The following is an 18558-nucleotide window of genomic DNA, read 5'->3' as shown; positions in this document are numbered from 1 at the left end:
ATGGCTGAAATATTCCTCTCCAAAAAAGCGCTGGCCGTCAATCCGCTCAAGGTCAGCCAGACCATTGGCGCCTCGCTGGCCTTTCTCGGGCTCAACCGCAGCTTGCCGCTGATGCATGGCTCGCAGGGCTGCACCGCCTTCGGCAAGGTTTTCTTTGTCCGTCACTTCCGCGAGCCGATTCCCCTACAAACGACGGCGATGGATCAGGTGTCGAGCATCATGGGGGCCGATGACAATGTGATCGAGGCACTGCGTACCCTCTCGGACAAAAGCAAGCCGGACATCATCGGGCTGGTGACCACCGGCCTCTCGGAAACGCAGGGTTGCGATATTCGCCGTTCGGTCCGCGATTTTCGCGCGGCCCATCCGGAATTCGCCCATGTCGCAGTCGTCCCGGTCAACACGCCGGATTACGTCGGTTGCCTGGAAAGCGGTTACGCGATGGCCATCGAAGCCCTGATCGAGACCCTCGTGCCGGAAGGGCAGAACGCCGGCAAGCGGCCGAAGCAGGTCAATGTGCTGGCCTCGGCCATGCTGACGCCGGGTGATATCGAGGCCATCAAGGAGTGGATCGAAGCCTTTGGCCTGCGCCCGGTGGTTGTGCCGGATATCGGTGATTCACTGGATGGTCATCTGGTCGAGGCGGAAACCTCATCCCTGACCATCGGTGGTACGCCGCGCTCGGAAATCGAGATCATGGGCGAGTCGGCCGCCACCTTGGTGGTGGGCCCGTCGCTGCACAAGGCAGCGATACTTCTGAAAGCGCGTACGGGCGTACCCGATCATCACTTTGCCGGGCTCATGGGCCTCGATGATTGCGATGCCTTTACGCAAGCGCTGGCTGACATTTCCGGCAAGCCAGTGCCGGAGAAGATCGAGCGTCATCGTGCCCAGTTGCAGGATGCGATGGTCGATAGCCACTTCATGATCGGCTTCGCCCGCGTCGCCCTGGCCGGCGATCCCGATCTGGTCGGCATGCAGGTGCGCTTCCTGACCAGCATGGGGGCCGACATTGTCAGCGCCGTGTGCACGCACAAGCATGAAAGCCTCGCCGCATTGCCCATCGCCAAGGTCATCGTCGGTGATCTGGAAGATATGGAGAAAGAAGCGAAAGTAGGTGAAGCCCAACTCGTCATCGCAAATTCGCATGCCGCCGAAACGGCTGCCCGTCTGGGCTTGCCGTTGCTGCGCGCCGGTTTTCCGCAATACGACCATGTGGGCGGCTACGCCCGCACCTGGGTGGGCTACCGCGGTACGCGGCAGGCCCTGTTTGATCTCGCCAACCTGATGCTGGGACAACACCATGAACTCGCACCCTATCGATCAATCTACTGGGCCGACGACCGCGATGGCGCCGGTAAACAACATGTCCTCTCGTCGGCTGCAGCTGGTCTGGTCCATTAGGCAGGAGCCCGAAGCCGTGATCAAGGTGGCCTTCGCTTCGACCGACCGGTCTCGCGTCAATCAGCACTTCGGGGCGGCCGAAGGTTTCGTGATCTATGAAGTCACTCCGGACAGGGCGACGCTGGTTGGCGTCGGCGAATTTGCCGAAGAGGCGATGGATGGCAACGAGGACAAGCTGACAGCGAAAGTCGATTTCCTTGAAGGCTGCGCCGCGGTGTACGTGATGGCGATTGGCGCGTCGGCGATCAAGAAGCTGATGGCGAAGGGAATTCAGCCGATCCGGGTGGACGAGATTGATGCGGTCGACGAGCTGTTGGGCCAGATTTCGAAGGCGATGAACGACGGTGGCGTCGTCTGGATTGACCGGGCCATCTCGGCTCAGGCCAAGGCCAGGGAAGAGGATCGCTTTGCCTCGATGGAGGAAGAGGGGTGGGAAGGATGAACACCGCCCTGCTGGTTTACCTCTCGCCGGCCATCGCCATGGTGCTTGGTGCCGCCCTCGGTTCGTTCGTTGCCGGGAGCGATGCCGCGGCGGCCCAGGGGGCCATCGCCGGCTTCATGAGCGCACTGGTCATCGCCCGTTTTGTCATTTCGATTGTTCCCCTTTCACATCAAATCAATGTTTCCCAACAGGAGTTTCACCATGAGCGCTGATCCCATCTTCGAAACCGACTTCGTCAAGGAAATGGCCCGCCAGATGCGCGCCCTCGACACCTATGGCACCTATACCGGGTGGACGGTCGAAAAGATTCTCGACCCGTATGTCCTGACCAAGGAACGCAAGGCGGACATCCCGCTGATCGGTGATCCGGACGATGAGACCATTTCGCGCGTCAAGGCTTTCTACAATGCCATCGCCGTGCTCATCGAGAAGGAGTGCAAGCTGCTCGCCGTGCCGCTGGTCCATCTGACCCATGAAGGCTTCGGCCGGGCGCTGATTACCGTCGGCAAGCTGGTTGCGGTGGATCGCACCCTGCGTGACGTGCATCGTTTCGGCTTTGCCAGCCTGTCCAAAATGAAGGATGAAGCGGACAAGATTCTCGGCGTCGCTATCGAGCGTATCGGCCAGAACTCGGCTGTTGCCGGTCTGTAAGGGGAGGGCGGCATGACTGACGAAGAACTCGCCGCCCTCGACAAGGAAGTGAAGAAGCTCAAACGCATCGCTTCCGAGTGGGCCTCGCAGATGCACGATCTTGTCGAAGACCGCCTGCCAGCGGCCTACCACGAGATCCCCTCCCTTTCCCAATCCACTTTCGAGGCCTGTCAGGCATGGGCGGCGGCCAGCGCCCGCCTGGCGGCCGCGCAGAAAGGACAACCCGCATGATTACCGGACTTACCAAGGGCGGCGCCGAATGGACGCCGCAATTCGCCACCCATCTTGACCAGTCCAAGTGCATCGGCTGTGGCCGCTGCTACAAGGTCTGTCCGCGCAATGTGCTCGATCTGGTCGAACGCGAACTGGACGACGACAACGATGACGAAGACGACAACATGATGGTCATGTCGCTGGCAAATCCGGCCGACTGTATCGGTTGCGGCTCCTGCGGACGTGTCTGTCCCAAGGACTGCTACACCTACGCGCCGGCCTGATCATGGTGGCCCATCCCGATGCCGCAGAGGGCGAGGCTGTCTGCGCCGCCCTGCGTGCTCAGGTGGAAAAGCTCGGCCTGTCGATTGGCAAGGAGCCAGTCTGGGCCGATGCCGTCTTTGAGGAAACAACCGATCCGTTTTCGCACGAGGTCAGTGTGCTGGCCTATTGGCGGGGGATGGAGCGGTTTGGCAAAGTCACGTTCTTTCCTGACGGGCGCATCTTCGCCGAATATCAGGTACTGTTGCCGCATCCGGACATTGACGACAGCTACGTCGATTCGGTTCAGGTATGGGGCCGTCCGGACAAACTTCGCGGCGAAGCAGTCATCGCCGAATACATGAAATAGACGATGACTGTCCTGCCCCGGTTGATTCTCCTCCACAAACAGGCGACCAGCGGCCGTGTCCGCTTTCTCTGTCCGGGGTCCGGTGTCGTCGCCTTCAAGCCGCTGCCGGCGCTGTCGGCATTGCGTGACGAAGACTATTCGCCAACCATTCAGTTTCACCCGACAGCGGTCGTCCGCGAGGCGGAAATCCAGCTCGGGCTGGCCGAGGGGGCCATCGAGCCGGTGGCCGATTTTCAGGCCTGGGTCGATACGCCGGAGGGTGATTTGCCGGTTCTTCTCGCCGCCTTTGTCGGCATCGATCCGCCTTTTGCCGCGGCTGAGCGCATCCATGCCCGCTTTATCGCCATCACCGAGTCGCGCCAGCTCAGCGAACTTGAGCGCAATCTGCTGCGCCGGGCCTACGAACACGTTCTTGGCTGATTTGTCGCAAAGGCGACAATGCGCTGCGCTGCAACAATTCAATGATTTCATTAGCTTAGCAAAGGGTTCTGGCATGGCACAGGGCTTGCAATGACTAGCCCATCTACTCTGGGAGAATCGCCATGATCAATTTGACCCCCGCTGCCGTTAAGGCTGTTCAACGCTTCATTCGCGGTTCCGAAACCCCCGTTATCGGGCTGCGTCTGACCATTTCCGGCGGTGGTTGCTCCGGCCTGCAATACGGCATGAAGCTGGAATCCGACAAGGCCGAGGATGACTGGGAAATGGAAGTCGATGGCGTCAAGCTGCTGGTCGATGCCATGACCTTCCCGATGATCGACAACGTCACCGTCGATTTCGTCGATACGCTGACCCACACCGGTTTCAAGTTCGACAACCCCAACGCTAGCGCCCAGTGTTCCTGCGGCTCTTCTTTCTCGGTTTAAGGAGCATTTGCCATGTGGGAATATTCAGACAAGGTTCGCGAACACTTCTTCAACCCGCGCAATTCAGGTCCGCTGGAAGAGGCGAATGGTATCGGCGACGTCGGTTCGATCCAGTGCGGCGATGCGCTGCGCCTGATGCTCAAGGTCGAGCCGGAAACCGAGATCATCCTCGACGCCCATTTTCAGACCTTCGGCTGCGGCTCGGCCATCGCCTCGTCGTCGGCACTGACCGAAATGGTCAAGGGCATGACGCTCGACCAGGCGCTCGAAGTCTCCAACCAGAACATTGCCGACTATCTCGACGGCCTGCCGCCGGAAAAGATGCACTGCTCAGTCATGGGGCGCGAAGCCCTGCAGGCTGCCATCGCCAACTACCGGGGCGAGGAATGGTCGGATGATCATGAAGAGGGCGCGCTGATCTGCAAGTGCTTCGCCATCGATGCCGTGATGATCGAGGATGTGGTCAAGGCCAACGATCTGCATACCGTCGAGGAAGTCACTTTCTACACCAAGGCTGGTGGCGGCTGCGCTGCCTGCCACGAAGGCATCGAGGAAATTCTCGCCAAGGTCAAGGCTGACCGTGCCGGTCCCGGCGAAGTCTCGCCGCCGCCGGCTTGCCCGGCGACACCGGAAGCACCGAAGCCGCCGTCGACCAAGCTGACCCTGGTGCAGAAGATCAAGAAGATCGAGGAGGTTCTCGAATCCGTTCGCCCGATGCTCCAGCGCGACCACGGTGATGTCGAACTGGCCGATGTGCAGGGCAAGAAAATCTATGTGCACCTCAAGGGCGCCTGTTCCGGTTGCATGATGGAAGCAGCGACTCTGGGCGGCATTCAGCAGAAGATGATCGAAACGCTGGGCGAACTGGTGCAGGTGCTGCCGTCGTCCCACATGCCGGTCGAAGCATAAATACCAAGTCCCCAATCCCAACAGAGAACCCAAAGGACTGTGCCATGGAACCGATCTATCTGGACAACAATGCCACCACGCGCTGCGATCCCGCCGTGGTCCAGGCCATGCTCCCGTTCTTCACTGAGCATTTCGGCAATGCCTCGTCGATCCACGCCTTCGGCAGTGAAGTCGGCAAGGCGCTGAAGAAGGCGCGCAGCCAGGTTCAGGCGCTGCTCGGGGCCGAGCATGACTCGGAAATCATCTTTACCTCCTGCGGCACCGAGTCCGACTCGACGGCCATACTCTCGGCGCTCAAGGCGCAGCCCGACCGCAATACGGTAATCACCACCAATGTCGAGCATCCGGCCATCCTGACGCTCTGCGAGTGGTTGGAGAAAGAGGGCTATGTCGTCCACAAGCTCAAGGTGGACAAGAAAGGCCGCATTGACATGGACGAATACAAGTCCCTGTTGAATGACCGTGTCGCCGTCGTTTCGGTGATGTGGGCGAATAATGAAACAGGCACCATCTTCCCGGTGGTCGACATGGCCGAACTGGCTGCCGCCAAGGGCATCATGTTCCACACCGATGCAGTGCAGGCAGTGGGCAAGATTCCCATCGACCTCAAGAACAGCAAGATCGACATGCTGTCGTTGTCCGGTCACAAGCTGCATGCACCCAAAGGCATCGGTGTCCTTTACCTGCGCCGGGGCTGCCGCTTCCGTCCGCTGCTGCGTGGCGGTCACCAGGAGCGCGGGCGCCGCGCCGGGACCGAGAATTCGGCCTCCATCGTTGGCCTCGGCATGGCGTGCGAGTTGGCCATGCAGAAAATGGAGGTGGAAAACACAGAGGTCCGCCGCCTACGCGACAAGTTGGAAAAAGGCATCCTCAGTCAGGTGACGCACTGCTTCCCGACCGGTGATGTGACGAACCGCCTGCCCAACACCAGCAATATTGCTTTCGAGTACATCGAAGGCGAAGCCATTCTCTTGCTGCTCAACAAGATGGGTATTGCCGGCAGTTCGGGTTCGGCCTGCACATCCGGTTCGCTTGAGCCCTCGCACGTTATGCGGGCGATGGGCATTCCCTACACCGCTGCACACGGGACGATCCGTTTCTCGCTGTCGGTCTATAACACCGAAGCGGAAATCGACCGCGTCATCGAAGCCGTGCCACCTATCGTCGCCCAGTTGCGCAAGCTTTCACCGTACTGGACCGACAAGGGGCCGGCGACCAATCCCGAAGCGGCATTCGCCCCGACCTACGCCTGACGGCCAAGCTTTCTCTCTGCAGTAACCTCGGTTAGCCCCGGAAGCGATTCCGGGGCTTTTTTTCGCCTTCGTGCCGTACCAGGTTGCCGGCCAGCATGGCGAATCCTTCGCTTTCATTTGTTCCGCAAGCTCCGGGGCAGGCTACCTGCGGGCTGAAATGGTAGAATTGGCTGTCACACCGGTCAGTGAATTTTTCACCAAGGCACGCAATCGTGCACCCGAAACGCCGGAAACACCCACCGACACTAGGACCCATACAAAATGAACGAGCAGGTTTCCAAGAATTCCGTCATCACCCTCGATTACCACGTCACCGATCCCGATGGCGAAGTGGTCGATGAAGGCCGTGAGCCGCTGGTATACCTGCATGGTGGTTACGACGACATTTTCCCGCTGATCGAGGAAGCCCTGCAGGGCAAGAAGGTCGGCGAATCGGTCAAGGTCAAGCTGCAGCCGGATGAGGCTTTCGGTGACTACGATGCCGAGATGGTACAGATCGAGCCACGCAAGGATTTCCCCAAGGAGCTCGAGGTCGGCATGCAGTTCGAAGGCGGCCCGGAAGAAGGCGATGACGACGATTTCGTGATTTATCGCGTCACCGACATCGCCGATGACAAGGTCGTTCTCGACGGCAATCACCCCCTGGCCGGCATGGCCCTGGTGTTTACCTGCACGGTGACGGCCATTCGTCCGGCCAGCGCCGAAGAAATCGAACACGGCCACGTCCATGGCGGTGATGATGACGAGGAAGGCTGCCACTAAGCGGTCGCCAGTATCTCATCGGGAATGCCCGCTTCGGCGGGCATTTTTTATGGTTGTCTCGGTGGCCAGGGGTGGTTTTCGAATCGGAACAGGGTTGGCAAGTCGCTATCGATCACGCCGTGCGTCCAGCCCATGAAGGGGTAGCCGAAGGTTTCGACGCGGACAAAGTTGCGCATCGTTCTACCGTGGGCATCGCGCATGGGCTGGTCAATGCGGTTGATGTGCGAATCACCGTGTACCGCGACGACCTGGCCGGAAAAGCTGGCCGTTTCATCGCGCAGGGTGGTGAGGAAGTCACGAAAGCCATCGTGGACCAAACCCTGATTGAAGTGGGGAAAGGCCGGATTGGCCTGGAAAAGCAGGACGACCCCGGCCAGTTTTTCCTGTCGGGCCAGTTTGAAACTGTCGCGCAGCCATTCGACGACGACCGGGTTTCTGGCCAGAAACTCCGGCCGAGGGTCGCGGCTTTTGCTCCGGTGATTGTCGTCGCCAGGCAGATTAAGGGTGACAAAAAGGACGGGGCCGAGCCGGAAGCGGCTGTGTTCGGCATATTCGCCAGGCTGCCGCTCAAGGGCAATTTTCTTGCGGCCGAGGGAGAGGCCATCAGCCCAGAAAAGGCTGCGCAGTTTTTGCAGGCGCTCAACGGGATCGTAGCCACCGCAGGATTGTCGGGCGCAATCGGTCCATTCGTTGTCGCCGGGCACATAGACGAAGGGAGCGCGGGAGGCATTGAAGAGCTGTTGCCGATCGGCGAAACGCTGATCATCACAGGGTGTCTGGCCATTCTTGAAGTCGCCGACATGGGCGACGAATTCGACATGATGGTCGGCGATGGCCTCGAGCATTTTCGGCAGCTCGGCCCGCTCGTAAGCGGTATAGGGCGTGTCGCCGATCAGTGCAAAGCGCCAGGTTTCGGCTGTGGCCGGGCTTAGGCTGCTAAACAGGGCGGCGGCGATAGCCAGTGTGAGCGCAGGGCGGCGGCAGCCCCTGCGTATCGCCCAGCCTGAATTCACCGCAGCAGCCCTTTCAGGGCGTACAGGGCATCGAGCGCTTCACGGGGCGTCAGGGCATCCGGGTCGATGCTGGCCAGTTGATCGAGGGCCGGGTGCGGCTCAGGTTCGGCCGGCTCGGGGCCGCCCTGAGCGAAAAGGTCGGGTTGCAGCGGGTCGACCGTGGCGCGTTGTTCGAATTCTCGCAACTGCTTGCGGGCAGCACGAACAACAGCGGTCGGAATGCCGGCGAGGGCGGCAACCTGAATACCGTAGCTCTGGTTGGCCGGGCCTTCTTCGACGGCGTGCATGAAGACGATGCGGTCATTGTGTTCGACGGCACCCAGATGGACGTTGGCCAGTTCGCCGTATTCGTGCGACAGCCGGGTCATTTCGAAGTAGTGCGTGGCGAATAGCGTCAGGCAGCGGTTCTTGTCGATGAGGTGACGGAGGATGGCGAAGGCCAGGGCCATGCCGTCGAAGGTCGAGGTGCCGCGCCCGATTTCGTCCATCAGGACGAGGCTGTTGGCGGTGGCATGGTGGAGGATGGCGGCGGCTTCGGTCATTTCGACCATGAAGGTCGAACGCCCCGAGGCGAGGTCGTCGGAAGCGCCGATGCGGGTGAAGATGCGGTCGAGCGGGCCGAGGACGCAACGGTCGGCCGGCACATAGCAGCCGATGTGGGCGAGCAGGGCGATCAGCGCGACCTGGCGCATGTAGGTCGATTTGCCACCCATATTGGGGCCGGTTATCAGCAGCAGGCGGCGGCTTTCGGCCAGTTGGCAGTCGTTGGCGATGAAGGTTTCGGCCTGGTTCGCCAGTTCGCCTTCAACCACCGGATGGCGGCCACCTTCGACGGCCAGACCAATCTCGGCAGAAAATTCCGGCTGGCACCAGTTGCGTTTCAAGGCTGTTTCGGCGAAACCGGCCAGCAGGTCGAGGTGGGCAACCGCTCGGGCGATGCTTTGCAGGGTCGGGACCACCGGCTGAAGTTCGTTGAGGATCGCCTCGTAGAGCATTTTCTCGCGGGCCAGGGCACGTTCCTGCGCCGACAGTGCCTTGTCCTCGAAGGCCTTCAGTTCAGGCGTGATGTAGCGCTCGGCATTTTTCAACGTTTGCCGACGGCGGTAGTCCTCGGGGATCTTGTCGGTGTTGGCATGGGTGACTTCAATGTAGAAGCCATGCACCTTGTTGTATTCGACCTTGAGGCTGGCAATGCCGCTGCGTTCACGTTCGCGGGCTTCCATGTCGACCAGGTAGGCGCCGCAGTTGTCGTTGAGCGAGCGGTATTCGTCCAGATCAGCGTCGTAACCCGGCGCAATGACCCCTCCGTCGCGGATCTGGGCGGCGGGCTCGGCAGCGATCGAACGCACGAGCAGATCGAGGGCCGCTAGCGGCGTCTCGAGATCGGCAAACAACTGGCCGACCAAGGGCGACACGGCACTGGCCAGTGGACCGCGCAGGGTGTCGAGGCGAGCCAGTGATTCGCGCAAGCTGGCCAGATCGCGCGGGCGGGCATTGCGCAAGGCGATGCGGCCGGCAATGCGCTCGATGTCGGCAATGCCGCGCAGGTTTTTGCGCGACTCGCCAGCCAGTCGTCCGTAGTCATCCAGCAGGTATTCGACGGCACCGTGGCGCGCTGCCGGGAGGTCGCGTTCACGCAGGGGGTGGTGCAGACTGTGGCGGAGTAGGCGTGAGCCCATGCTGGTGACGCAGTTGTCGAGCAGCGAAAAGAGGGTCGGCGACGCTTGTCCGCGCAGGGTTTCGGTCAGTTCCAGATTGCGCCGCGTGGCGAGGTCGAGGCCGAGATAGGCAGCTTCGATCTCGACAGTCAGACCACGTAAATGGCTCAGCTTGCCGGCTTGCGTCGCCTGCGCGTATTGCAAAAGGGCGCCAGCCGCGGCGATGGACGGCTTGAGGCCTTCTGCTCCGAAACCGGCGAGCGAGGCGACTTCGAATTGTTCGCAGAGCAGGCGGCGTGCCGAGTCGAATTCGAAATACCAGTCCGGTTGCCGGGTGCGGGCGACATCCATGCCGAAATTCGGCGTCCAGCTCTCCGGGTAAAGGATTTCGGCCGGGCGAATGCGCTCCAGCGTCGCTGGAATCTGGTCGGCCGCGACTTCGAGCAGGACGAACTCGCCACTCGCCAGATTGAGGCGGGCCAGGCCGGCAGTGTTGCGCAGGGTGGTGACGGCGAGCAGCCAGATGTCCTGCTTGTCGTCGATCAGTGCCGCATCAGTCAATGTGCCGGGCGTCACGATACGCGCCACAGCCCGTTCGACCGGCCCCTTGCTGGTGGCCGGATCGCCGATTTGCTCACAGATCACCGCCGATTCGCCGAGCTTGACCAGGCGGGCCAGGTAGGGTTCCAGCGAATGGAAAGGTATGCCGCACATCTTGATCGGCACCCCGGCCGACTGCCCGCGTGTGGTCAGCGTGATATCGAGCAGGCGTGCTGCCTTTTCCGCATCCTCATGAAAAAGCTCGTAGAAGTCGCCCATCCGGTAGAACAGCAGGGTGTTCGGATGATTCGCCTTGAGTGCCAGATACTGGCGCATCATCGGGGTGTGTTTGGACAGGTCGGGCGCGGTGTCTTTAACCATGTTGTTTTCTTATTCGTGCTTACTGGCGGATTTCGCGCGTGTTGTCGGGCGCGGCGTAGTCGCCGGTGCTGCGGAAGGGGTTGATGTCGAGGCCACCGCGGCGGGTGTAGCGGGCGTGGACCGCCAGTTTTTCCGGGGCACAGTGTTTTTGAATGTCGGTGAAAATGCGCTCGACGCACTGTTCGTGGAATTCATTGTGATCGCGGAAGGACACGATGTAGCGCAGGAGCCCGGCGCGGTCGATGGGTTGGCCACGATAGCGGATGACGACCATCGCCCAGTCTGGCTGGCCGGTGACCAGGCAATTGGATTTGAGCAGATGGGAATACAGCGTTTCATCAACGATATCACCGGCTTGCGTGGTCAGAAGGTCGGGGGCCGGCTGGTAGCGGTCGCACACGATATCGAGATCGTCGAGGCAAACTCCCTGGGGAATGCCGATTACCGCCCGGGGGGTTTGGCTAAGGGGCTCGAGCTGAACATCAACTGGCTTTCCGGCGGCTGCCGACAGGTCACGGGCCAGGGTGGCGGTCACTGTATCGGCATCGGCAAAGCACGTCTGGTTGAGGGAGTTCAAGTAGAGCTTGAAGGACTTCGATTCGATCAGGTTCGGGCTGTCGGCAGGAACGCGAAAAGTGCCGACGGCAACGACGGGTTTGCCTCTGGGATTGAGCCAGGATAATTCGTAGGCGTTCCACAGATCCTCGCCGACGAAAGGCAGGGCGTTGTCGGCAATGCCGAGTTCACTGCGCTTGAGCTGGCGTGGGATGGGGTAGAGCAACGTCGGGGCGTAGTGGCTCTGGTATTCCGTGGTCTTGCCCAAAGGCGAAGCGTGGCTCGGGTCGGTCGTATCGTTCGGCGAATTCATGGGGGCTGATTTTACCGCATGGCCTCAGGGCAGCCTCAGTTCGATCAGATGCGGACCGCCTGCGGTAAATGCTGCAGTTAATTGGTTGCAGAATGCATCAAGGGATTTGGCGCGGGCAAAGGCGAGGCCGAAAGTCAGCGCCGCATGTTCGAAACTGATCGCCTGCGGGGTGCGCCAGCCTTGCTCGAATTCCGGTAAATCACGCTGGGGCAGGTGTTCGAAGATGCCGCCGCCCCCATTATTGACGACGACGATCACGGCATTTTGGCCCTGGGCAAGGGCCAGTCCCCCAAGATCATGCTGGCAGGTGAGGTCACCGATAAGGGCGACCACGCTACCGTGGTCGGCTGCAATGCCCATCGCTGTCGAGACGTTGCCATCGATGCCACTGGCGCCCCGGTTGCCGTAAAAGCATATGGGCTGGGGGCCACTGCCGGAACAGGTATCGAGCTGACGAATCGCCATTGAGTTACCGATGAAGAGCGGCGTGCCGTCCGGGATTGCATTGATCAGTGCCTCGATGTGTCCGGCCTCGGCGCGTCCGGCGGCAAGCCGTTCCTGCCCGGCAAAGGCCGCCTGCCAGTCATCCGGTGCAGGTCTGAGGGCCTCGCTCAGCAGGGCGAAGCAGACATCGGCAGGCTCGGCGCGCAGCAGATGCGTCAGGCGATGCACAGGATCGGTCCAGCGTGGCAATGGGTCTATGAGGGCGTGCGTTTCTGCTATTGCCCCAACCAGGTTTTGCAGGTGGCGGGTGACCGGGAAAGCGCCGAAACGTAAAACCCATTCTGGCCTGTGCCCGTCGATGAAGGCGTGGTTGACCAGCCAGTCGTTGTAGCGGACGCAAAGTCGGGAGCGGTCATGCGGGCCATAGCGCAGGCCGGACAGCGGCTCGGCGAGGATCGGGCAAGCCAGGCGCTCGGCCAGGGCGGCAATGGCTTCTGCGTTGTGCCGTCGGGACGGTATTTCGCCGCAGACGATGATGCCCGGCCGGCCGCTGATGCGGCTGGCCAGGTCGCGAATATCGTCGGGGGAGGGCTGCCCGGCAGCGTGGGAGGCGCGAAGGGTGTCGGGAATGACGATATCGGTTGTCCCGGCCATGGGCACCAAAGGTTCGCGGAAGGGCTGGTTGATATGGACCGGGCCGGGGTGCGGCCAACAGGCCTGCTCGCAGGCACGGGCGGCGAGTTGGTAGAGGTAAGCCGGATCGAATTCGGCATGTGGGGCGCCAAGGGCGTGGCTGGCCCGAACATGGCTGCCGAATAGCCCGATTTGGTCGATCGTTTGATTGGCGCCGCAACCCTGGTGTTCGGGCGGGCGGTCGGCAGAAACAAAAAGCAGCGGAACGTCCGACTGGCTGGCCTCGACGACGGCCGGTAACCAGTTGGCCGGGGCCGTTCCCGAGGTGGCGAGTACGAGCACTGGTCGCTGGCTGGATTTGGCGATACCGAGCGCGAAAAAGGCTGCGCTGCGCTCATCCACAACAATATGGCAACGCAGCCGGGGTTGGCGCAACATGGCCAGCGCCAGGGGAGTTGAGCGCGAGCCGGGTGAAATCACGGCTTGCGAGACCCTAGCAGCGACAAAGCCGGCAATCATCGCCTGCGACCAGCTGAAGTTGAGCGATCCGGTATCGGTCATCGTTTCCATTGCCCGGCTGAAAACGTCAAATTGTAGTCGCAGCGGGCGACCGGGAACCATTGGCCTATGCTATTATTCGCCGCTCGTTGCAGCCGGACCTGGTCAGGCGTCACGATGCGGAGTGGTAGTTCAGTTGGTTAGAATACCGGCCTGTCACGCCGGGGGTCGCGGGTTCGAGTCCCGTCCACTCCGCCAGCATTAAAAAATCCTCATGAGCCGTTGGCTGATGAGGATTTTTTTTGCCTGCGATGTTGCCGGTGTTAGTGCAGCCGTTCCTTCATGGCGCGCTGGGCTTCGCGTTTGGAGTCCTTGTCCAGGGCATCGGCGCGCTTGTCGTGCTGTTTTTTGCCCTTGGCCAGGCCGATTTCGAGTTTGATACGACCGCGCACGAAGTGCAGGTCGATGGGTACCAGGGTATAGCCGGCGCGTTCGACCTTGCCGATCAGCTTGCTGATTTCGGTGGCATGCAGGAGCAGCTTGCGGGTGCGGATCGGGTCGTGGTGATTGTGGGTGGAGGCGCTGGGCAGCGGACTGATGTGCATCCCGATGATGTAGATCTCGCCGCTCTTGATGATGACGTAGGATTCCTTGATGTTCATCCGGCCGGCGCGGATAGCCTTGACCTCCCAACCTTCGAGGGCGATGCCAGCCTCGTACTTGTCTTCGACAAAGTACTCGTGAAAGGCTTTTTTATTGACCGTAATGCTCATGCTGCCGGGCGTTCCATTAAAATCGCGATTCTACAGGAAACCGGAATACTGCCGCTGCATGGCTCAAGTTGAAAAGACCGTCTTGATCGAGCAATCGGCCGAACGCATGTTCGAGCTGGTGGATCGCTGCGAGGATTACCCAGCCTTCTTGCCCTGGTGCAGTCATACCGAGGTGAAATTTCGCGATGCGGTGAAGACTGCCGCGACGCTGCATATCAACTACCACTCGGTGAAGTCATCATTCACGACGGAAAACGACAAGGAATTCCCGCGCCTGATGAAAATCCGTCTGGTTGACGGGCCATTTCGCCGGCTGGAAGGTTCATGGGGCTTCAAGCCGCTGGCCGAGAATGCCTGCAAGATCGAATTCCAGTTGCACTATGAGTTTTCCAGCAAATTGTTCGAAAAGGTGATTGGCCCGGTGTTCAGTCATATTGCCAACACCTTTGTCGATGCTTTCGTGCGCCGTGCTGCGCAGGTTTATGGAGTCAGCCATGGCTGAAATGTTGAATGTCGAGGTTTTCTACGCGCTGTCGGGCAAGCAGGAAGTGGTTCGCGTCAAGCTGCCGACCGGGGCGACGCTGCAACAGGCGCTGGATGCATCGGGCCTGCTCGTAAAGCACCCGGAAATTGATGTGAAGAAGAACAAGTTCGGCATCTGGAACAAGCTGTCCAAGCCGGAGGCCGCCTTGCGCGATCAGGACCGCGTCGAAATCTACCGGCCCCTGATTGCCGACCCGAAGGAAGTGCGCAAGCAACGGGCGGCTGAAGGCAAGGTCATGAAAAAAGGCGCCGGAGAATCCGACGCCGAGGGCTGATCCGGCCTGCTGCCTACTTGCAGGCGTCGGCCACAACCCGGCGGGCGCGCTCCATTTCCTGTTCGCGCTGGGCGCTATCCATTAGTTTGCGTTCGCCGTTATCGTCCAGGGTGCTGAGCGGGTGATTTGATTCCAGTGCCGCCACGCTGCGTCGGGCCCGTTCGCAGTTGTCCCGCTTGTCGGCTTCGGCGGCTTGCTTGTCGGCCTTTTCCTTGGCTTCCTGCTGACGTTTCTTGAAGTCGAAATCCTTTTCCGCCGTGGTTTTCGGTCCTTCGGCAGCCTTCGGGGCCGGGGTCTCGCCGGCTTTGTCTTTGTCCGGGAGTGCCTCGGAGACGACGGCGGGCTTCATCCCGCCGATGGAGCGTCGGCCCTTGGCGGTGGAGGGAGGCGGCACGTCGGAAACGACCGTCTGGCCGCTGCCGTCCTTCCACTGGTAGGTTTCCGCCTGGATGGACAGGCTGGCGGTGGACGACATCAATACAAGAGCAAAAACGAGTGGGGATTTCGAGGTCATCTGGGTTTCCTTGGCTTTTCTGTATAATACGATTTTGTGACCTTGGATTAAAGGCTAAAGGCCATGCGACTGCTGCAAAAAGCCCTGACTTTCGACGACGTACTGCTCGTTCCCGCTCATTCCCAGATTCTGCCCCGCGATGTTAGCCTGGCTACCCGGCTGACCCGCAATATTTCCCTGAACCTGCCGTTGCTGTCCGCCGCCATGGATACCGTGACGGAAGGACGCCTCGCCATCGCGATGGCGCAGGAAGGCGGGATCGGTATCATTCACAAGAACCTGTCTCCCAAGGCCCAGGCGGCCGAGGTGGCCAAGGTCAAGCGTTTTGAATCGGGCATCCTGAAAGACCCGATCACCGTGCCGCCCACCATGACGGTGCGCGATGTGCTTGAAATTACCCGCCAGTACAAGATTTCCGGCCTGCCGGTGATTGATCGTTCGGGCAAGGTTGTTGGTATTGTCACCAATCGCGACCTGCGCTTCGAGACCAATCTCGATCAGCCGGTCAAGGCCATCATGACCCCGCGCAAGCGCCTGGTCACGGTCCGCGAAGGGGCCAGCGTCGAGGACGCCAAGGAATTGATCCGCAAGCATCGCCTGGAGCGTGTGCTGGTCATTGACGATGATTGGCACATGCGCGGCCTGATCACCGTCAAGGACATTCTCAAGTCTACGGAACATCCGCTGGCCAACAAGGATTCCCTCGGTCGCCTGCGTGCCGGTGCGGCGGTTGGCGTTGGTGCCGGTACCGAAGAGCGCGTTGAACTGCTGGCCGAAGCCGGCATTGATGTGATCGTCGTCGATACGGCGCACGGCCATTCGCAGGGTGTGCTCGACCGCGTTCAGTGGGTCAAGAAGAATTTCCCGCAGATCGAAGTTATCGGCGGCAACATCGCCACGGCCGACGCAGCTCGGGCGCTGGTCGATATGGGCGCTGACGGCGTCAAGGTTGGTATCGGCCCCGGCTCCATCTGCACCACGCGTATCGTTGCCGGTGTCGGTGTGCCGCAGATCACCGCCATCCAGAACGTTTCTGATTCGCTCAAGGGCACCGGCGTGCCGATGATTGCCGACGGCGGTATCCGCTACTCGGGGGACATTGCCAAGGCCATCGCGGCGGGCGCCGATACGGTCATGCTCGGCGGCCTCTTCGCCGGTACTGAAGAAGCGCCGGGTGAGGTCGAGCTGTTCCAGGGCCGCTCCTACAAGTCGTATCGCGGCATGGGTTCGCTCGGTGCCATGCAGGCCGGTTCCTCGGATCGTTATTTCCAGGAAGCGACCTCGAATGTCGACAAGTTCGTGCCCGAAGGCATCGAAGGGCGTGTCCCCTACAAGGGTTCCGTGCTCGCCGTGATCCACCAGCTGATGGGCGGCCTGCGCTCGTCGATGGGTTATCTCGGCAGCCCGACCATCGCCCACATGCACGACAACGCCTGTTTCGTCGAAATCACCTCGGCCGGTATCCGCGAATCTCACGTCCACGACGTGCAGATCACCAAGGAAGCGCCGAACTACCACGTCGACTGATTTGCTTCGTATCCAGAAGGGCGGCTCCGGTAGCCGCCTTTTTCATTCAAGGCCCTGAATAATGTCCCACCAGAAAATCCTCATTCTCGATTTCGGTTCCCAGGTCACCCAGTTGATCGCCCGTCGCGTCCGCGAAGCCATGGTTTTTTGCGAAATTCACCCCTACGATGTGTCGGAGGAGTTCATCCGCAACTACGGTGCTCAGGGCATCATCCTGTCGGGTGGCCCGAGTTCGGTGACCGAAGGCGATACGCCGCGTGCCCCGGATGTGGTGTTTACGCTGGGGATTCCGGTGCTCGGCATCTGTTACGGCATGCAGACCATGGCCCAGCAACTGGGTGGTCAGGTGATGACTGCCGAAGCGGCCGGCAAGGCACGTGAATTCGGCTATTCCGAAGTCCGCGCTCATGGCCACACGGCCCTTCTCGACGGCATCGCCGATTTCACCACGGCCGAAGGCCACGGCATGCTCAAGGTCTGGATGAGCCACGGTGATTCGGTCATGGAGCTGCCCGCCGGCTTCAAGAAAATGGCCTCGACGCCGTCCTGCCCGATTGCCGCGATGGCCGACGAGGACCGCAAGTTCTACGCCGTCCAGTTCCACCCGGAAGTCACCCACACCCTGCAGGGGCGCGCCATTCTTGAGCGTTTCGTGCATGGCATCTGCGGCTGTGGCACTGACTGGGTGATGGGCGACTACATCGCCGAAGCCGTTGCCTCGATCCGTGCCCAGGTTGGCAGCGATGATGTCATTCTCGGCCTTTCCGGCGGCGTCGATTCCAGCGTCGCAGCAGCCCTCATCCACAAGGCCATCGGCGACCAGCTGACCTGTGTTTTCGTCGATCATGGCCTGCTGCGCCTGAACGAAGGCGACATGGTTATGGAGATGTTCGCCCGTAATCTCGGCGTCAAGGTCATCCGCGTCGATGCGGTCGATGCCTTCATGGGCAAGCTGGCCGGTGTCTCGGATCCGGAACAGAAGCGCAAGATCATCGGCAAGGAATTCGTCGAAGTCTTCCAGGCCGAATCGAAGAAACTGACTGCCGCCAAGTGGCTGGCCCAGGGCACCATCTATCCCGACGTGATCGAATCGGCCGGCAAGAACAAGAAGGGCGCCCATACCATCAAGAGCCACCACAATGTCGGCGGCCTGCCCGAAGACATGCACCTCAAGCTCCTTGAGCCGCTGCGCGAACTGTTCAAGGACGAAGTGCGCGAACTCGGCGTGGCGCTCGGCCTGCCGCGCGAGATGGTCTATCGCCATCCCTTCCCCGGCCCCGGTCTCGGCGTGCGCATCCTGGGCGAAGTGAAGCTGCAATCGGCCCACCTGCTGCAACGCGCCGACGCCATTTTCATCGACGAATTGCGCGCCACGGTCGCCACCGAACGCGACGTCGCGGCCGGTGCCTGTACCGCCGCCGACATCGGCAAGACGTGGTACGACCTGACCAGCCAGGCCTTCGCCGTCTTCCTGCCGGTCAAGAGCGTCGGCGTCATGGGCGATGGTCGCACCTACGAAAACGTCGTCGCCCTGCGCGCCGTCGTCACCAGCGACTTCATGACCGCCCATTGGGCGCACCTGCCTTACGACCTGCTCGGGCGCGTCTCCAACCGCATCATCAACGAAGTGCGCGGCCTCAATCGGGTGGTGTACGACGTGTCGGGCAAGCCGCCGGCGACGATCGAATGGGAGTGATGGGAGCAGCGCCTGCCCATTGACGATGGTCTTGATTGAACAAGAAAAAGCCCGAATTCGGGCT

General features: G+C 60.9%; 22 protein-coding genes and 1 tRNA gene. 17 read left to right on the top strand and 6 right to left on the bottom strand.

The genetic code is table 11. The features are described from left to right. The 12 genes from nifN (at position 1) to HYN24_RS07805 (ending at position 7131) form a co-directional block, all read left to right on the top strand. Positions 1 to 1404 carry a nitrogenase iron-molybdenum cofactor biosynthesis protein NifN gene (gene nifN, locus HYN24_RS07860; RefSeq protein WP_117608732.1) on the top strand — a complete coding sequence of 468 codons (1404 nt, stop codon included), beginning with the start codon at positions 1 to 3 and terminating at the stop codon, positions 1402 to 1404. Continuing rightward, on the top strand, positions 1367 to 1846 hold the full coding sequence (locus HYN24_RS07855; protein WP_117608731.1) for a NifB/NifX family molybdenum-iron cluster-binding protein: 480 nt from the start codon (positions 1367 to 1369) through the stop codon (positions 1844 to 1846). Before nifN ends, HYN24_RS07855 begins: the two co-directional genes overlap by 38 nt. Then, positions 1843 to 2058: a SoxR reducing system RseC family protein gene (locus HYN24_RS07850; protein ID WP_117608730.1), complete on the top strand. Its 216-nt coding sequence runs from the start codon at positions 1843 to 1845 to the stop codon at positions 2056 to 2058. Before HYN24_RS07855 ends, HYN24_RS07850 begins: the two co-directional genes overlap by 4 nt. Further along, positions 2048 to 2497: a NifX-associated nitrogen fixation protein gene (locus HYN24_RS07845; protein WP_205421466.1), complete on the top strand. Its 450-nt coding sequence runs from the start codon at positions 2048 to 2050 to the stop codon at positions 2495 to 2497. The genes HYN24_RS07850 and HYN24_RS07845 overlap by 11 nt, the downstream gene beginning before the upstream one ends. A gap of 12 nt (positions 2498 to 2509) precedes the next feature. Next, positions 2510 to 2728 (top strand): CCE_0567 family metalloprotein, encoded by a 219-nt coding sequence (locus HYN24_RS07840; RefSeq protein WP_117608728.1) that lies wholly within the window; start codon positions 2510 to 2512, stop codon positions 2726 to 2728. Further along, positions 2725 to 2994, top strand: a complete 270-nt coding sequence (gene fdxB, locus HYN24_RS07835; RefSeq protein ID WP_117608727.1) for a ferredoxin III, nif-specific — start codon at positions 2725 to 2727, stop codon at positions 2992 to 2994. Before HYN24_RS07840 ends, fdxB begins: the two co-directional genes overlap by 4 nt. Positions 2995 to 2996: 2 nt before the next feature. Further along, on the top strand, positions 2997 to 3341 hold the full coding sequence (locus HYN24_RS07830) for a hypothetical protein (protein WP_117608726.1): 345 nt from the start codon (positions 2997 to 2999) through the stop codon (positions 3339 to 3341). Between the two features lie 3 nt (positions 3342 to 3344). Further along, a complete protein-coding gene (locus tag HYN24_RS07825; protein ID WP_117608725.1) occupies positions 3345 to 3761 on the top strand; it encodes a hypothetical protein in 417 nt (138 codons plus the stop codon). Between the two features lie 122 nt (positions 3762 to 3883). After that, positions 3884 to 4207 carry an iron-sulfur cluster assembly accessory protein gene (locus tag HYN24_RS07820; protein ID WP_117608724.1) on the top strand — a complete coding sequence of 108 codons (324 nt, stop codon included), beginning with the start codon at positions 3884 to 3886 and terminating at the stop codon, positions 4205 to 4207. A gap of 12 nt (positions 4208 to 4219) precedes the next feature. Beyond that, on the top strand, positions 4220 to 5116 hold the full coding sequence (nifU, locus tag HYN24_RS07815; protein WP_117608723.1) for a Fe-S cluster assembly protein NifU: 897 nt from the start codon (positions 4220 to 4222) through the stop codon (positions 5114 to 5116). Positions 5117 to 5160: 44 nt separating this feature from the next. Next, complete coding sequence (gene nifS, locus HYN24_RS07810; protein ID WP_117608722.1) at positions 5161 to 6369, top strand: cysteine desulfurase NifS; 1209 nt, start codon at positions 5161 to 5163, stop codon at positions 6367 to 6369. Between the two features lie 261 nt (positions 6370 to 6630). Further along, the gene (locus tag HYN24_RS07805) at positions 6631 to 7131 is read left to right on the top strand and encodes a peptidylprolyl isomerase (protein WP_117608721.1); all 501 of its coding nucleotides are present in this window, start codon (positions 6631 to 6633) and stop codon (positions 7129 to 7131) included. 47 nt (positions 7132 to 7178) lie between these two features. On the opposite strand, the gene HYN24_RS07800 is transcribed toward HYN24_RS07805, so the two are convergent. From HYN24_RS07800 to menD, 4 genes are read right to left on the bottom strand one after another with little or no spacing between them, the layout of a single operon-like run. Further along, positions 7179 to 8144 carry a hypothetical protein gene (locus HYN24_RS07800; RefSeq protein WP_117608720.1) on the bottom strand — a complete coding sequence of 322 codons (966 nt, stop codon included), beginning with the start codon at positions 8142 to 8144 and terminating at the stop codon, positions 7179 to 7181. Then, positions 8141 to 10723 carry a DNA mismatch repair protein MutS gene (gene mutS / locus HYN24_RS07795; RefSeq protein ID WP_117608719.1) on the bottom strand — a complete coding sequence of 861 codons (2583 nt, stop codon included), beginning with the start codon at positions 10721 to 10723 and terminating at the stop codon, positions 8141 to 8143. The genes HYN24_RS07800 and mutS overlap by 4 nt, the downstream gene beginning before the upstream one ends. A 19-nt stretch (positions 10724 to 10742) precedes the next feature. Further along, positions 10743 to 11591, bottom strand: a complete 849-nt coding sequence (gene queF, locus HYN24_RS07790) for an NADPH-dependent 7-cyano-7-deazaguanine reductase QueF (protein WP_117608718.1) — start codon at positions 11589 to 11591, stop codon at positions 10743 to 10745. A 24-nt stretch (positions 11592 to 11615) separates the two neighbouring features. Continuing rightward, entirely contained in the window at positions 11616 to 13229 is a 1614-nt protein-coding gene (gene menD / locus HYN24_RS07785) for a 2-succinyl-5-enolpyruvyl-6-hydroxy-3-cyclohexene-1-carboxylic-acid synthase (protein WP_162888659.1), read from the bottom strand. Between the two features lie 118 nt (positions 13230 to 13347). Between menD and HYN24_RS07780 the strand changes: the two genes are divergently transcribed. Next, positions 13348 to 13424, top strand: a tRNA-Asp gene (locus HYN24_RS07780). A 65-nt stretch (positions 13425 to 13489) separates the two neighbouring features. Here the strand turns inward: HYN24_RS07780 and smpB are convergent. Beyond that, entirely contained in the window at positions 13490 to 13939 is a 450-nt protein-coding gene (gene smpB, locus HYN24_RS07775) for an SsrA-binding protein SmpB (RefSeq protein WP_117608716.1), read from the bottom strand. Between the two features lie 58 nt (positions 13940 to 13997). Here smpB and HYN24_RS07770 point away from each other — a divergent pair, with 58 nt between their 5' ends. Further along, complete coding sequence (locus HYN24_RS07770) at positions 13998 to 14441, top strand: type II toxin-antitoxin system RatA family toxin (protein ID WP_117608715.1); 444 nt, start codon at positions 13998 to 14000, stop codon at positions 14439 to 14441. Continuing rightward, complete coding sequence (locus tag HYN24_RS07765) at positions 14434 to 14757, top strand: RnfH family protein (protein WP_117610252.1); 324 nt, start codon at positions 14434 to 14436, stop codon at positions 14755 to 14757. The genes HYN24_RS07770 and HYN24_RS07765 overlap by 8 nt, the downstream gene beginning before the upstream one ends. A gap of 13 nt (positions 14758 to 14770) precedes the next feature. Here the strand turns inward: HYN24_RS07765 and HYN24_RS07760 are convergent, their stop codons facing one another. Then, positions 14771 to 15271, bottom strand: coding sequence for a DUF4124 domain-containing protein (locus HYN24_RS07760; RefSeq protein ID WP_117608714.1), 501 nt, complete (start codon positions 15269 to 15271; stop codon positions 14771 to 14773). Between the two features lie 63 nt (positions 15272 to 15334). Between HYN24_RS07760 and guaB the strand changes: the two genes are divergently transcribed. After that, a complete protein-coding gene (gene guaB, locus HYN24_RS07755; protein WP_117608713.1) occupies positions 15335 to 16798 on the top strand; it encodes an IMP dehydrogenase in 1464 nt (487 codons plus the stop codon). 61 nt (positions 16799 to 16859) lie between these two features. Continuing rightward, positions 16860 to 18494, top strand: coding sequence for a glutamine-hydrolyzing GMP synthase (gene guaA, locus HYN24_RS07750; RefSeq protein WP_117608712.1), 1635 nt, complete (start codon positions 16860 to 16862; stop codon positions 18492 to 18494). The last annotated feature ends 64 nt before the right edge of the window (positions 18495 to 18558 follow it).

Origin of the sequence: Dechloromonas sp. HYN0024, from assembly GCF_003441615.1 — a bacterium.
Lineage (GTDB): Bacteria > Pseudomonadota > Gammaproteobacteria > Burkholderiales > Rhodocyclaceae > Azonexus.
Note: the sequence above shows the minus strand (reverse complement) of the source record. Positions and strands in the feature narration are given on the sequence as shown.